This window comes from Micromonospora sp. NPDC047644 (assembly GCF_040704315.1).
Classification (GTDB): Bacteria; Actinomycetota; Actinomycetes; order Mycobacteriales; family Micromonosporaceae; genus Micromonospora.
The window spans coordinates 29225-42846 of the sequence record NZ_JBEYSY010000021.1; the positions used below are offsets into that span (position 1 = coordinate 29225).

At 70.5% G+C, this 13622-nt stretch carries 14 protein-coding genes; 6 read left to right on the top strand and 8 right to left on the bottom strand.

From position 1 onward, the window contains the following. The first annotated feature begins 127 nt into the window (after positions 1–127). Together AB0877_RS28470 and otsB are read left to right on the top strand one after the other, a co-directional pair. On the top strand, positions 128–481 hold the full coding sequence (locus AB0877_RS28470; protein ID WP_210784414.1) for a hypothetical protein: 354 nt from the start codon (positions 128–130) through the stop codon (positions 479–481). Positions 482–548: 67 nt separating this feature from the next. Continuing rightward, entirely contained in the window at positions 549–1373 is an 825-nt protein-coding gene (gene otsB, locus AB0877_RS28475; protein WP_366612644.1) for a trehalose-phosphatase, read from the top strand. A 42-nt stretch (positions 1374–1415) separates the two neighbouring features. Here otsB and AB0877_RS28480 read toward each other — a convergent pair whose 3' ends face one another. The 4 genes from AB0877_RS28480 to AB0877_RS28495 form a co-directional block, all read right to left on the bottom strand. Then, complete coding sequence (locus AB0877_RS28480) at positions 1416–2186, bottom strand: isoprenyl transferase (protein WP_366612645.1); 771 nt, start codon at positions 2184–2186, stop codon at positions 1416–1418. A 31-nt stretch (positions 2187–2217) separates the two neighbouring features. Continuing rightward, complete coding sequence (locus AB0877_RS28485) at positions 2218–3360, bottom strand: geranylgeranyl reductase family protein (protein WP_366612646.1); 1143 nt, start codon at positions 3358–3360, stop codon at positions 2218–2220. Between the two features lie 360 nt (positions 3361–3720). Then, a complete protein-coding gene (locus AB0877_RS28490; protein ID WP_366612647.1) occupies positions 3721–4590 on the bottom strand; it encodes a hypothetical protein in 870 nt (289 codons plus the stop codon). A 37-nt stretch (positions 4591–4627) separates the two neighbouring features. Continuing rightward, the gene (locus tag AB0877_RS28495; protein ID WP_366612648.1) at positions 4628–6472 is read right to left on the bottom strand and encodes a phosphoenolpyruvate carboxykinase (GTP); all 1845 of its coding nucleotides are present in this window, start codon (positions 6470–6472) and stop codon (positions 4628–4630) included. Positions 6473–6899: 427 nt separating this feature from the next. Between AB0877_RS28495 and AB0877_RS28500 the strand changes: the two genes are divergently transcribed. The 3 genes from AB0877_RS28500 to AB0877_RS28510 all read left to right on the top strand — a co-directional run bounded on the left by AB0877_RS28500 (position 6900) and on the right by AB0877_RS28510 (position 8866). After that, positions 6900–7448: a GtrA family protein gene (locus AB0877_RS28500; RefSeq protein WP_366612649.1), complete on the top strand. Its 549-nt coding sequence runs from the start codon at positions 6900–6902 to the stop codon at positions 7446–7448. Positions 7449–7511: 63 nt separating this feature from the next. Then, positions 7512–8219, top strand: coding sequence for a GtrA family protein (locus AB0877_RS28505; protein ID WP_366612650.1), 708 nt, complete (start codon positions 7512–7514; stop codon positions 8217–8219). Then, positions 8216–8866 (top strand): MaoC/PaaZ C-terminal domain-containing protein, encoded by a 651-nt coding sequence (locus tag AB0877_RS28510; RefSeq protein WP_366612651.1) that lies wholly within the window; start codon positions 8216–8218, stop codon positions 8864–8866. The genes AB0877_RS28505 and AB0877_RS28510 overlap by 4 nt, the downstream gene beginning before the upstream one ends. Before the next feature lie 46 nt (positions 8867–8912). On the opposite strand, the gene AB0877_RS28515 is transcribed toward AB0877_RS28510, so the two are convergent. Beyond that, complete coding sequence (locus AB0877_RS28515) at positions 8913–9485, bottom strand: PH domain-containing protein (protein ID WP_366612652.1); 573 nt, start codon at positions 9483–9485, stop codon at positions 8913–8915. Positions 9486–9592: 107 nt separating this feature from the next. Next, positions 9593–10468, bottom strand: coding sequence for a biotin--[acetyl-CoA-carboxylase] ligase (locus AB0877_RS28520; protein WP_366612653.1), 876 nt, complete (start codon positions 10466–10468; stop codon positions 9593–9595). An 84-nt stretch (positions 10469–10552) separates the two neighbouring features. On the opposite strand from AB0877_RS28520, the gene AB0877_RS28525 reads away from it, so the two are divergent. Further along, a complete protein-coding gene (locus AB0877_RS28525; RefSeq protein WP_366612654.1) occupies positions 10553–12136 on the top strand; it encodes an acyl-CoA carboxylase subunit beta in 1584 nt (527 codons plus the stop codon). Between the two features lie 84 nt (positions 12137–12220). Here the strand turns inward: AB0877_RS28525 and AB0877_RS28530 are convergent, their stop codons facing one another. Both AB0877_RS28530 and AB0877_RS28535 read right to left on the bottom strand, forming a co-directional pair. After that, positions 12221–13072, bottom strand: coding sequence for a hypothetical protein (locus AB0877_RS28530; protein WP_366612655.1), 852 nt, complete (start codon positions 13070–13072; stop codon positions 12221–12223). Further along, positions 13065–13565, bottom strand: a complete 501-nt coding sequence (locus AB0877_RS28535) for a SigE family RNA polymerase sigma factor (protein WP_366612656.1) — start codon at positions 13563–13565, stop codon at positions 13065–13067. Before AB0877_RS28535 ends, AB0877_RS28530 begins: the two co-directional genes overlap by 8 nt. Positions 13566–13622 lie beyond the last annotated feature (57 nt).

The following is a 13622-nucleotide window of genomic DNA, read 5'->3' on the forward strand; positions in this document are numbered from 1 at the left end:
ATTCGTTTGCCTCCGGGGCTGGAACGGGCACGCTAGCGTCCCTATTCGTACTGCTTGGGCTCGTCATCGGCGGGGGGACGGGACAAGGCCGAACCCAGCCCTGCGGGACAGAAGGAGGGGTCTGTCCATGACCCTGAAGTGGTTGGCAGTCGTGGTCGCAACGGTGTCGGTGACACTGTGGGCGACCGGCAACACGGTGACCCTCGCGGTCGACGGCGGGCAGCTGCCGCTGCTCGTCAACCTCTTTGCGCTCATCACCGCCGGCACCGCGGTCGTCCTGGCCGTCGTCGCCGAGCTGCACGAGCGTCTGAACAACCGAATCAGCGCACTCACCGAGTTCCTGGTGGCACGGCTCAACGAGATCGACAACCACACCGGCGATCGCAACACCGGGTTCGTGGAGGGCTACCTGTTGAGCCACGGCCAGGAGGCCGCGGTGGTGCCGTTCGGCCGGCGCGGACGAGGAGCCGCCGAACGCTGATCGCGTACCGCGGAATGGGTCCGCTCGGCCAGGAATGAGCCTGGATCGCCGGGGTACGCTGACGCGCGTGCCGCCGTTGAATCTGGGCAATCAGCAGCCGAGGACCCCGTTGAACGCCGACCAGGCCTGGCGAACAACCGCCAGCCGGGCGGCCGGGACCGTGCTCTTCTTCGACTTCGACGGCACGCTCGCGCCCGTCGACGACGATCCGACCGCGGTACGCCCGGCACCCAAGGCGTTGGCCGCGATCGAGGCGCTCGCCCCGGTCGTGCAGCGGGTCGCGATCGTTTCCGCCCGGCCCGTCGAGTTCCTTCGGGATCAGCTCGGCGGGCTCGCCGGCGTGGACCTCTACGGCCTCTACGGGCTGGAGCACAGCCACTCCGGCGGCGACACGGTCACCGAACCGGCCGCGCTGCCCTGGGTGCCGACCATGGCGGAGCTGGCCGACCTGGCTCGGGCGGAACTGCCACCCGGCACGCTGGTGGAGTACAAGCGGCTCTCGGTCGCGCTGCACTGGCGTACCGCCCCGCAGCTCGGCCCGACGGTGCAGCAGTGGGGGCAGGCGCAGGCCGACCGTCTGGGGTTGCGCTCGCAGGCCGGGCGGATGGTGCTGGAGCTCAAGCCGCCTGTCGACCGGGACAAGGGCATGGTGATCGGCGAGGCGATCAAGGGTGCCACCGGCGCCTGGTACTTCGGCGACGATGTCTCCGACATCAAGGCGTTCGCCGCGCTGCGCGCTCGCGCCACCGCCGACCCGGACTTTCTCGGCGTCTGCGTGGCGGTGGCCAACCCGGAGACCGGTCACGAGGTGGCCAACGCCGCCGACCTGACCATCGAGTCGCCGGCCGCCCTGGGTGACTTCCTCACCCGGGCGCTGACCCACCTGTCCTGAACCGACCTGACCCCAGCGGCGGCCGACGGCGTCGCCGCCGGGTCAGGCGCCGTAGCGGCGTTGCCTGGTGGCGTACGAGCGCAGGGCCCGCAGGAAATCGATGTGCCGGAAATCGGGCCAGTTGAGCTCGCAGAAGTAGAACTCCGAGTGCGCGGACTGCCAGAGCATGAAACCGGACAGTCGCTGCTCCCCGCTGGTGCGGATGACCAGGTCCGGGTCGGGCTGGCCGCGGGTGTAGAGATGCTCGGAGATGTGCTCGACGTCCAGCACCTCGGCCAGCTCCTCGATCGTGCCTCCGGTGGCGGCGTGCTCCAGCAGCAGCGAACGGACCGCGTCGGTGATCTCCCGACGGCCGCCGTAACCCACCGCGATGTTGACCTCCGCGCCACCGGTGCGCTCACGGGTGCGCTCCTCGGCGCCCTTGAGCGCCGCCGCAGTCTGCGCCGGCAGCAGGTCGAGCGCTCCGACGATGCGCAGTCGCCAGGGGTTGCCCTCCTCGGAGAGCTCCACCACCAGGTCTTCAATGATCTTGAGGAGCGGGTCCAGCTCGGCGGCCGGACGGCGCAGATTGTCGGTGGCCAGCAGGTAGAGAGTCACGTGCCCGACGCCGGCCTGGTCACACCAGCCGAGGACATGCTTGATCTTCGCCGCGCCGACCCGGTGCCCGTCGTTCGGGTCGACGAAGCCCATCTCCCTCGCCCATCGGCGGTTGCCGTCGCACATCACCCCGACATGCCGGGGCACCGGCTTACCCGCGAGCTTCGCCGTGAGCCGGCGCTCGTACACGGAGTAGATAAGGTTCCGCAGCGTCATCACCTTGCAGCGTAGCGACCCTCGCGCCAGTTCACTGCCTCGGAGCCCCATCCCCGCCGCGCAGACCGACACCGATCAGCGCGAGCGTACGAGCGGTGAGGCGTCCGTCACCCAGCCCCAACTCGATCACGTCGTAGAACACCCGGTCGTCCCGACGAGCGGCCCGGACCGCCGCGTCCACCACCCGACGCCGCCGGGCCAACCAGGCCGCCACCGAACTGTGCCGCAGGTGGGTGCCGAGGCGGCGACGCAACCCGTCGGCGTAGCGACCGGCCGCGCCATCGGGCGACCGGGCCGCCGCCGAACCGGCGAGCGCGCCGGAGAGCAACGCGTAGAAGATCCCCTCCCCCGTGAACGGATTAATCAGTGACAGGGCGTCCCCGGCCAGCAGGGTGCGCCCACGCCCCGGCGACGGGCGGTGGGTGGAGAGCGGCAGGTGATGCGCGCGTAACGCGGTCACGGTCGCCAGATCGGTGCCGGGCAGCAGCGCGGCCAGCCGGTCCAGCAGGTACGCGCGGCTCAACGGCTCACCGCGCAGGACCTCGCCGTACCCGACGTTCGCCCGTCCGTCACCGATCGGAAACGACCAGGCGTATGCCGGCCAACGCGCCTTCGAGGTGACGATGAGCTGCTCGGACGGGCCGGGCAGAGCCGGGGCGTAACCCCGGATGGCCAGCGCGAGGTGTCGGTCGGGGTTCTGCGGATGACCGAGCGCCCGGCGTACCACCGAACCGGCGCCGTCCGCGCCGATCACCACCCGGCCGGACACCTGCCCGTCGAGCACCACCCGGTCCGCGCGCGGCTCGACCTGGCGCACCGTGTGCCGGCGCAGCTGCGCACCGGCGGCCACCGCGGCCGCCACCAGCCGCGCGTCGAAAACCTCCCGAGGCACGGTGTACGCGGGGCGGGGCAGCGCCCGAGCCACCGCACCGCCACCCGGCGAGACCATGCGCAACGCCGGCAGCGGCGCGTACCCCGCCACCGCCTCGGTCACCCCCAGCTCGGCGAGTACGTCCACCGAGTGCGCGGCGATCCCGTCACCACACGCCTTGTCCCGGGGAAAGTCGGCCCGGTCCAGCAGCAGCACGCTGGCGCCGGCCCGGCGAGCCGTCAGCGCGGCTGCCGCCCCGGCCGGCCCCGCCCCCACCACCACCACGTCGAACTCGTCGCTCACCACGAGCCTCCCTCCAGCCGGACCGCGTCGCGGCCACTCCCGCCGGGCGACCCGGTAGGCCCGAGCGGCCGGCCGCCGCGACATCTCCACAGCTCGCCCCGACGTCGACACTGTGACCGACGCCACCCGCCATCCTGCCCCCTGCCCGCCCGCGAAGACCGCTCCCGCACCGGGCGGCCAATCTCACCAACCCCACCTTTGCTCTGCACCCGCGGATGCGACGGTTACCGTCCGCGACTGTCGCCTATCGGGGTGCAGAGCAAAGGACGGTGCAGAGCAGACGAGGGGATGGGCAGGTGCTGGGCTGCGGTCGACCGCCGGGTCGGCACCCGGCGGCGTCGGTGCGAGGCTCCGCCGCGGTCAAGGTCGGGGTTCAGGTCCGGCGTCGTCGGAGGCGCGAGCGGCGCGGCGCAGGCCGTACAGGGTCAACCCTGCCGCCGCCACCAGGGGGGCGCCATCGCGGATCAGGCCGTCCACGCCGAGCAGCCACCAGCACAGCGGCAGATCCACGGCGAGTACGGCAACAGTGACGACGACCAGCAGCCCACGCGCCCAGTCCTTGCCCCGCATCAGGAACGCTGTGCAGAACAGCACCGCGTAGCTGGCCGTGATGCCCGCACCGAACCAGAACAGCACCGCCGGCACCGCGGTCAGTCGACCATCCAAAAGGGAGCCCCCGGCGACCAGGGCCGGCACCAGCATCAGCGGGCTGTAGGTGAAGGCCGCCACCCGGCTGGTCAACAACCAGGCACTGGCCTGTGGTCGGCGTGGCGGGGTCTCCCGCCAGGAGATGCCGTCGGAGTCGATGACGAGGCGTGGACGGTGCCGGACCAGGTGCGCGGCCAACGCCGACGAGCGGTAGAGCAGCCAGACCACCGCGACGCAGAGCGCCGTGAGAATGGCGAAGCCGAGCAGGCCGGGCAGCGGCGGCACGCCCTGCCGGGGCACGATGAGCCGGCCGACCGCGAAGATCGTGGTGACCGCGAGGATCAGCCCGAACGGGCGGGCCGCCGTACGACCGCGTCGCACGTGCCCGATCAGCAGCAGGAAGCCGAACGAGCGCAGCATGGCCCAGCCGGTCCGTACCGCGAGCCCGAAGCCCTGCTCCGGGGCGTACCACCAGTTGAGCAGCTCGACCACGACGGTGGCCGCCGCCGTCGTCGCCAGCAGGATGGTGAGCACCCGGACGGCGGACGGCCGCCGGACCTCTGTCTCGGCGGCCGTCCTCATGAGATCCGATGTTGCCCGCGAAGGGCCTCGTTCACACCTACCGCTGCGGTTGTGCGGCGTCCAGGCGGGCGCGCAGCGCGTCCAGCTCGGCCCAGAGCACGCCGGGCAGCTTGTCACCGAACTTCTCGAACCACTCGGTGATCATCGGCAGCTCGTTGCGCCACTCGTCCGGGTCGACCTTGAGCGCGATCCGAACATCCTCCGGCGTCATGTCCAGGCCCTCGACGTCCAGGGCGTCCGGCGCGGGGACCATGCCGACCGGCGTCTCGACCGCGTCGGCAGTGCCCTCGATCCGCTCGACGACCCACTTGAGCACCCGGGAGTTCTCGCCGAAGCCCGGCCAGAGGAACGAGCCGTCCGGGTCCTTGCGGAACCAGTTGACGTAGTAGATCTTCGGCAGCTTCGCCTCGTCGCCGTCGGCGCCCTTGCCCATCTCGATCCAGTGCCGGAAGTAGTCGCCGGCGTGGTAGCCGATGAACGGCAGCATCGCCATCGGGTCCCGCCGGACCACGCCGACGGCGCCGGACGCGGCGGCGGTGGTCTCCGAGGAGAGCGTGGCGCCCATGTAGACGCCGTGCACCCAGTCGCGGGCCTCGGTCACCAGCGGGACGGTGTCCTTGCGGCGTCCACCGAATAGGATCGCGTCGATCGGCACGCCGTTCGGGTCGAAGTACTCGTCGGCGAGGATCGGGCACTGCGTGATCGGGGTGCAGAACCGGCTGTTCGCGTGGGAGGACAGGCTGTCGCTCTCCGGCGTCCAGTCGTTGCCCTTCCAGTCGATCAGGTGTGCCGGCGGCTCGCCCATGCCCTCCCACCAGACGTCGCCGTCATCGGTGAGGCCGACGTTGGTGAAGACCGAGTTGCCCCGGTCCAGCGTGCGCATGGCGTTGGCGTTGGTCTTCCAGTCGGTGCCGGGCGCGACGCCGAACAGGCCGTACTCGGGGTTGACGGCGTAGAGGCGGCCGTCCGGGCCGAACCGCATCCAGGCGATGTCGTCGCCGATGGTCTCGACCTTCCAGCCGGGAATCGTCGGCTCCACCATGGCGAGGTTGGTCTTGCCGCAGGCGGACGGGAACGCTCCGGCGATGTGGTGGACCTTGCCCTCCGGCGAGGTGATCTTGAGGATCAGCATGTGCTCGGCGAGCCAGCCCTCGTCCCGGCCCATCACGCTGGCGATGCGCAGCGAGTAGCACTTCTTGCCCAGCAGCGAGTTGCCGCCGTAACCCGAGCCGTACGACCAGATCTCCCGGCTCTCCGGGAAGTGCGAGATGTACTTGGTGTCGTTGCACGGCCAGGCGACGTCCTGCTGGCCGGGGGCGAGCGGGGCGCCGATCGAGTGCAGCGCGTGCACGAAGTCCGCGTCGTCGCCCATCGCCTCCAGGACCCGGGTGCCCATCCGCGTCATGATGCGCATCGAGGCGACCACGTACGGGCTGTCGGTGATCTCGACACCGAACATCGGGGACTCGGCCTCGACCGGCCCCATGACGAACGGGATGACGTACATGGTGCGACCGCGCATGGAGCCCCGGTACAAATCCGTCATCGTCCGCTTCATCTCGGCCGGCGCCATCCAGTTGTTGGTGGGGCCGGCGTCCGCCTCGTCGACGGAGCAGATGTAGGTGCGTTCCTCGACCCGGGCGACGTCCGTCGGGTCGGTGCGCGCGTAGAACGAGTTGGGCTTCTTCTCCGGGTTGAGCCGGACCAGGGTGCCGGCCTCGACCAGCTCGTCGGTGAGGCGGCGCCACTCCTCGTCGGACCCGTCCACCCAGACGACACGGTCGGGGGTGGTCAGTTCCGCGACCTCACGGACCCAGGCGAGCAGTTTCGGATGGGACGTCGGGGCCTGATCGATACCCCGCACAACAGCCGGAGCAACCATGACACATCTCCTTGTGGTCGACGCTGACCGATCTATGGGATGCACGAGACTCAGCGGCGCGATGCGTCGCCTTCGTGGAAACCTGGGATTGGCCTCAGCGTAAACCGGGCAGCCTTCCGAGTCAGTGGGACAGGTTGTGAAGAACTGCACAAGCTACGGCCTCGCTGCGGCATCACGATCTGATACCCGCTTTCCCGCGCAGTTTCACGCAAATCTTGTTGTGCACCCCGGCGGACGCTTGTTGCGGTCGGGCCGTGGACCTGCCCCGCCGACCGATGCGGTGATTCCCGTTCCGGGGCGACTCAGTCCTCCCAATTGGCTACGCTCTGTGCAGTGGTTAGGTACACGGCGCTGGGCCCCTGCGGGAGACCACGCCCGCTTGTCGTTGCTACCCCTCTGACTGGCCGGCAGCCGGTAGGCTCCCCCCGTGGCCGCCACGATGACCGGGGAACAACCGGGTCCCCGGCAGACCCGACGGGGTCTCGTCGGCTTACTCCTCGACCGCTTCGGTCACCTCATCCGCGAGATGGGCAAGTTCGCCACCGTGGGTGGTTTCGCGTTCCTCGTGGACTTCGCGCTCTTCAACTACCTGACGAGCAGGCACGGCGTCGAAGAGTTGACGGCGAAGACGATCTCCACGGTGATCGCGGCGTCCGTCGCCTTCGTGGGCAACCGGTTCTGGACGTGGCGGCACCGTCAGCGCAACAACGCGGCCCGCGAGTACGCGCTCTTCTTCTTCTTCAACGCGGTCGGTCTCGGCATCACGGTGGCCTGCCTCGCGCTCAGCCGCTACGGGCTCGGGGCCATCTGGCCGGACGTGTTCCAGACGCGCCTGGCGGACAATCTCGCCAGCTACATCGTCGGCACGGGATTCGCCACGCTGTTTCGATTCTGGTCGTACCGGCGGTTCGTCTTCGTCGAAGCGGGAACCCCGACCCTTCCGCAGGTGAATCCCGACCGTGACCCCGGGGCGTGACCTGCCGCCCACCTCGTTCGGCCGGTGATCGCCGGCCGCACCGACTGCCCTAAGGTGTTTCGCATGCGTCTTGTCCGCCTGCTGCCTGAGCGCTGGCAGAAGTTCATCCACGAGGCGCTCAAGTTCGGCATCGTCGGCGGCATCAACACCGTCATCAATTACGCGGTGTTCAATGCCCTTGCACTGACCGTTTTCGTCAATGGTCAGTTGAAGGCGACAGTGATCGCGACGATCGTCGCCACCATCACGTCGTACCTCATGAATCGGCACTGGACGTACCGCGATCGTCCGAAATCGGCGCTTCGCCGCGAATATCTGCTTTTCTTCCTATTCAACGGCGCTGGCCTGCTCATTGAGCTGGGGGCTGTGGCGGCGGCGAAGTACGGTCTCGGCGTACACGGCCTGCTGGCGCTGAATCTGGCCAAGACCGTCGGCGTCCTGCTGGCCACGCTGTTCCGCTTCTGGTCATACCGCACGTTCGTCTTCCAACCCGTCGCGCCGGCCGAGGACGAGCCCGCGAAGCCCGACTCCACCTGGCACAGCATTCCGCGCGACGAGTGGGACACCATGGCGGAGATGGACCCGGTCGCCGAGCTGGCGGAATCGGTGTCCGAGCTGGAGGAGGCGGAGTCCGCGAAACGCCTCGACCCACCAGCCGGCGCACCGACTCAGGGTCGGCTCCCTCGGCTGAGCGTCAGCCCCGCCGTCGACCTGGACGCGGAACTCGCCGCGGAGCTGCACGTCGGCACCCGTCGCGCGCCCCGCCGGTGACGACACCCGACGCCCGCTCCGGCACTGGGCGACCGGCCGAGCTGTTCTTCGAGGATCTCGTCCCGGGGCTCACCGTCGACCTCGGCGTGGTCACCGTGGACGCCGACGAGATGGTCGCCTTCGCCCGCCGCTTCGACCCGCAGTGGTACCACGTCGACCCCGACCTGGCCGCGGCGAGCTCACACGGTGGTCTGATCGCCAGCGGCTTCTACACGGTCAGCCTCTTCATGCGCGCGTACGTCGACCACCTGCTGTCCCGGGCCGCCGCGGACGCCTCCCCCGGCCTGGAGGAGCTGCGGTGGCTCGCCCCGGTGCGGGCCGGCGACCGGCTCGCGGTCCGGGTCGACGTGATGGGCGCCCGGCCGTCGACGGCCCGCCCCGGGCTCGGCACCGTCAGCCTCACCGGCACCATGCTGCGCCTCGGCCCGGACGACCGGCCCGAGCAGGAGGTGCTGCGGACCCGCTTCCGTGGCTGGTTCGCCGTGCGACCGGTCGAGGCCGACCCCGCCGAAGCCACCGCAGCCGCTCCGACCGACGCCGACCAGCCCGGAGCCGACCAGCCTGACAGCGACCCGACCGCGGCAGACCCGTCCACCGTCGGGTCGCCCCAGACCGACCCGCCGAAGAGCAGCGGCCCACCCGACTGACCCGCCCCCCGACGGTGTGCCGGGGACGGGTCTCCACCGGCCCGGATCAGGTCGTGGTGTCGCGCAGCGGCTTGCCGTCCTGCATGTCGGCGAGCATGTCGCGCATCTCGCCATCGCCCAGCGAGTGCTTGTCGTGCTGTGCCTCGACCAGCTCGTACAGGGTGGTCTGCACCTTCCCGACGTCCGGCACGTCGGCGAGCACCGACTGGCCGCGCTCACCGGCCGACTCGATGGTGAGCGTCCCGCAGCCGAGCAGACGCTCGACGAAACGCTGGTTCATCGAGTGGTCGTTGACCCGGGCGAGCGGGAGGTCCCGCCGATCCCGGGAGAGCACACCCTGCTGAAGCAGGACCCGCTCGTTCGTGAACAGGTAGTGGGTGGTCCGCCAGACCAGGAACGGCCACAGGCCGAGCCAGAGCACCGCGACCAGGGCGATCGCCCCGATCACGGCCAGCGCGATCGAACCGCCGCCGCTCTGGGGCAACAGGAGCACGCCGACCACCACCGCGGCGATGGCCAGCACCAGCACCGCGATCGGCCGGATCAACGCCTTCCAGTGCGGATGCAGGTGCAGCACGACGTGCTCGTCCTCGGTGAGCACGTCCTCGGGAAACGCCACGGGAACCTCCAACGCGATTTTCTGGACGCGCAGACGGTAAACCCCGCAAGCCCCACCACAACATCCGCCGCGCGGGCCCACTCGGCTCTACGTGATCTTGCCCGTCCTCAGCGGAGGTGCAGGACGTCGCCGGCGGCCAGGGTTCGGGCGCCGGTCGACGTGGTGACCATCAGTTGGCCGTCCGGGTCCACTCCGGTGGCGGTGCCGGTCAGGGAGTCCCCGTCGGGGAGCAGGACGCGCACCTCGCGCCCGATCGTCGCGCAGGCCGCCAGGTAGGCGTCGCGCAGGCCGCTGGCCACCGCGTCGCCGCCCGTCGAACGCCAACGGTCGTACCAGTCGGCGACCGCTCGCAGCAGCGCCCGCAGCAGCGGGTCCCGGTCGGTGGCCACCGCGCCGGCCAACTGGAGCGAGGTGGCCGGCAGCCCGGTCGGATTGACCGGCAACTCGTCGGCGCGCAACGTCACGTTGAGCCCGATGCCCAGCACGATGGCCGGCGGTTGGTCCGGCGCTCGTCCCGGCACCGCCTCGGCCAGCACGCCCGCGCACTTCGCGTCGTCGATCAGCAGGTCGTTCGGCCACTTCAGGGTGGCTTCCAGCTCGGCCAGCCGGGCCACCGCCTCCACCAGCGCCACCCCGGCCAGCAACGGCAGCCACCCGTACCCGGTGGGTGTCGCCGGCAGCCAGCCGCGGTCCGGCACGGCCTCGCCGGGCCGCAGGAGGACGCTCGTCGCGATGCCGGCCCGCGCCGGCGACTGCCAGACCCGCCCGCGCCGGCCGCGCCCCGCGGTCTGCCGCTCGGCGACCACGACCAGGCCCTCGGGCTCGTCGGCCCGGGCGGCCTCGGCCACGTCGGCGTTGGTGGAGCCGGTCTCGGCACGCAGCTCCAGTCGGGCCCAGGGCCCGTTCGGCGCGGTCAACGCGCGGCGCAGCCGGGCCGCCGACAGCGGCGGCCGGTCCAGATCGGTGTACGGGGAGCCCGACATTCCGCCAGCCTACGGCGGTGCTCCGGCCGACACTGAGGCGTACTGCACAGCGGCACCCACCTGAACCATCGTTATATTCCCTGGGTGACTACCGAGACCGGGACCAACATGCACAGCACCGCGGGCAAGCTGGCGGACCTGGAGCGCCGGGTCGACGAGGCGGTGCACGCCGGGTCGGCCCGCGCCGTGGAGAAGCAGCACGCGCGCGGCAAGAAGACCGCCCGCGAGCGGATCGAGATGCTGCTCGACGAGGGCTCCTTCGTCGAACTCGACGAACTGGCCCGGCACCGGTCCACCGCCTTCGGGTTGGAGCGGAACCGCCCGTACGGCGACGGCGTGGTCACCGGCTACGGCACGGTGGACGGCCGGCAGGTGTGCGTCTTCGCGCAGGACTTCACGGTCTTCGGTGGCTCGCTCGGCGAGGTCTTCGGCGAAAAGATCGTCAAGGTGATGGACCTGGCCATGAAGATCGGCTGCCCGGTGGTCGGCATCAACGACTCCGGCGGCGCGCGCATCCAGGAGGGCGTCGTCTCGCTCGGCCTCTACGGCGAGATCTTCTTCCGCAACGTGCGGGCCTCCGGCGTCATCCCGCAGATCTCACTGGTGATGGGGCCGTGTGCCGGTGGCGCCGTCTACTCCCCGGCGGTCACCGACTTCACCGTGATGGTCGACCAGACCTCGCACATGTTCATCACCGGCCCCGACGTGATCAAGACCGTGACGGGCGAGGACGTCGGCATGGAGGAGCTGGGCGGCGCGCGTACGCACAACACCCGCAGCGGCAACGCGCACTACCTCGCCAACGACGAGGAGGACGCGGTCGACTACGTCAAGGCGCTGCTGTCGTACCTGCCGTCGAACAACCTCGACGAGCCGGTCGTCGTCGAGGCCCCCGCCGAGCTGGCGGTCAGCGACGAGGACCGGGAGTTGGACACCCTGATCCCGGACTCGGCCAACCAGCCGTACGACATGCACACCGTCCTCGAACACGTCCTCGACGACGGGGAGTTCCTCGAGGTTCAGCCGCTCTACGCGCAGAACATCGTGGTCGGCTACGGCAGGGTCGAGGGGCGGCCGGTCGGTGTGGTGGCCAATCAGCCGATGCACTTCGCCGGCACCCTGGACATCGCCGCCTCGGAGAAGGCCGCCCGGTTCGTCCGCACCTGCGACGCGTTCAACATTCCGGTGCTGACCTTCGTGGACGTGCCCGGCTTCCTGCCTGGCACCGGTCAGGAGTGGGACGGCATCATCCGCCGGGGCGCGAAGCTCATCTACGCGTACGCCGAGGCGACCGTCCCGAAGGTCACCGTAATCACCCGCAAGGCGTACGGCGGGGCGTACGACGTGATGGGCTCCAAGCACCTCGGCGCGGACCTGAACTTCGCCTGGCCGACCGCGCAGATCGCGGTGATGGGCGCGCAGGGCGCGGTGAACATTCTCTACCGCTCCGAGCTGGCCGGGGCCGAGGACCCGGCGGCCGTCCGGGCCGAGAAGATCGCCGAGTACGAGGACACCCTGGCCAACCCGTACGTGGCCGCCGAGCGCGGGTACGTCGATTCGGTGATCGCTCCGCACGAGACCCGCACCCAGATCGTCCGGGCGCTGCGCGTCCTGCGGACCAAGCGGGAGACCCTGCCGCCCAAGAAGCACGGCAACATTCCGCTCTGAGGCTGGTCGATCCGCGCAACGTCACGAGAAGCTGCCTCCGGGCGGCGGGCGACAAACCCCTGAGGTGGCGCGGATCGACAGTGGTCAGCAGGCGGGGTTGGCGGCGGCACACATCCGGCGGGCGGCGACCTCCGCCAATCGGGGCACGTCCACCTCGGTGCCCGTCTCCCGCAGAGTGAGCACGGTGATCAGGTCGCCCACCCGGACCACGGCGGTGGTGGTCGGCCGAGGTGGCGCGGCGATGGGTTTGCCCGTCTTCTGGTCGACGGGCTGCGAACCGGTGTGCCGCAGCAGCGCAGCCCCGTCACCGGCGAAGTCCCGCTGGATCACCGCCCAGCGGTGCGTCGCCGACCCGATGCCTGTTCCGCCCTGCACCTTGATTTCGCCGACGCTGGTCCATTCGGCACACGGTGCGACCAGGTCGTCCATGGTGGCGAGAAGCTGGATGGCCGCGTCCGGAGGCAGCCGGTAGAGATCCTGCGTGACCAGACCATCGGATTTTGCCGCGTCGCGCTTCGGCACCAGGGTCTGCGAACGGGACAGGATCGAATGCAGCCAGCCATTCGATCGCCCCTGACTCGTCCGGCAGGCGGCGAGCTGGTAATCCAGCAGGACCGGCTCGCCCAGGCCCGACTGGCTGAGCTGCACGTCGACCTGCTGTGGCAGGTCAGCCGGCTGCAACAAGGCGTCGGTGCTGATCTCGTGCCGGGTCGGCGAGGCGGAGGGCGCGGCGGCCGGCGGGACCGGCGGCGCGGACTTCCTCGGGGCGGCGACCGCCACTGCGGAGACCCCGGCGAGAGCCAGCGCGACGGTGGCCACCACGATCCTGCGCTGGCTGCGCCGGCGGGCCCGGGAGCGGATCTCCTCCGGGCCGAGCCAGCGCACGTCCCGCAGGTCCCGCTGGATCTGTTCGACGAATGTCGGGTCGTCACGCATCGGTAGCCTCCTCCAAATCAGAGACGGCGAGCAGACCGGCGAGCGCGGTACGCCCCCGGGAGAGACGGGCCTTGACGGTGCCCACCGGGGCCGCAGTCTCCCGCGCGACCTCGGCGACCGGCATGCCTACCAGGTAGTAAAGGGCGATGGCGACGCGTTGCTCCTCGGGCAGTCGACGCAGCGCGGCGACCACCGCGACGGTGTCGGTGCCCGGCCCGGGAACGGTCTCGGTGGCCCCGTGCCGCAGGTAGGCGCGGGCGCGGCTCCGCAGGCTGCGCCACCGGCTGACGGCGATCCGGCTGGCCACCACCCGCACCCACGCCTCCGGGTCGTCGTACCCGCTGATCGCCGACCAGCGCTGCCACGCCCGGACGTACGCCTCCTGCACGGCGTCCTGCGCCTCACCCCGATCGCCGGTGAGGGCGTAGACGAACCCGAGGAGTCGTTGCCGACTCCCCCGGTAGAACTCGTCGAACCCGTCGACGTCCGGCACCCGATACCTCCCCGTGTCGGTCGCTGGGAACACGCACCGGCGTGGGGCATTGGTTGC

Excerpts from the sequence above, each read along its gene's own strand:
- AB0877_RS28470 (WP_210784414.1), top strand. The coding sequence starts at position 128 with ATGACCCTGAAGTGGTTGGCAGTCGTGGTCGCAACGGTGTCGGTGACA.
- AB0877_RS28480 (WP_366612645.1), bottom strand. The coding sequence starts at position 2,186 with ATGACGCTGCGGAACCTTATCTACTCCGTGTACGAGCGCCGGCTCACG.
- AB0877_RS28490 (WP_366612647.1), bottom strand. The coding sequence starts at position 4,590 with ATGAGGACGGCCGCCGAGACAGAGGTCCGGCGGCCGTCCGCCGTCCGG.
- AB0877_RS28495 (WP_366612648.1), bottom strand. The coding sequence starts at position 6,472 with ATGGTTGCTCCGGCTGTTGTGCGGGGTATCGATCAGGCCCCGACGTCC.
- AB0877_RS28505 (WP_366612650.1), top strand. The coding sequence starts at position 7,512 with ATGCGTCTTGTCCGCCTGCTGCCTGAGCGCTGGCAGAAGTTCATCCAC.
- AB0877_RS28520 (WP_366612653.1), bottom strand. The coding sequence starts at position 10,468 with ATGTCGGGCTCCCCGTACACCGATCTGGACCGGCCGCCGCTGTCGGCG.
- AB0877_RS28530 (WP_366612655.1), bottom strand. The coding sequence starts at position 13,072 with ATGCGTGACGACCCGACATTCGTCGAACAGATCCAGCGGGACCTGCGG.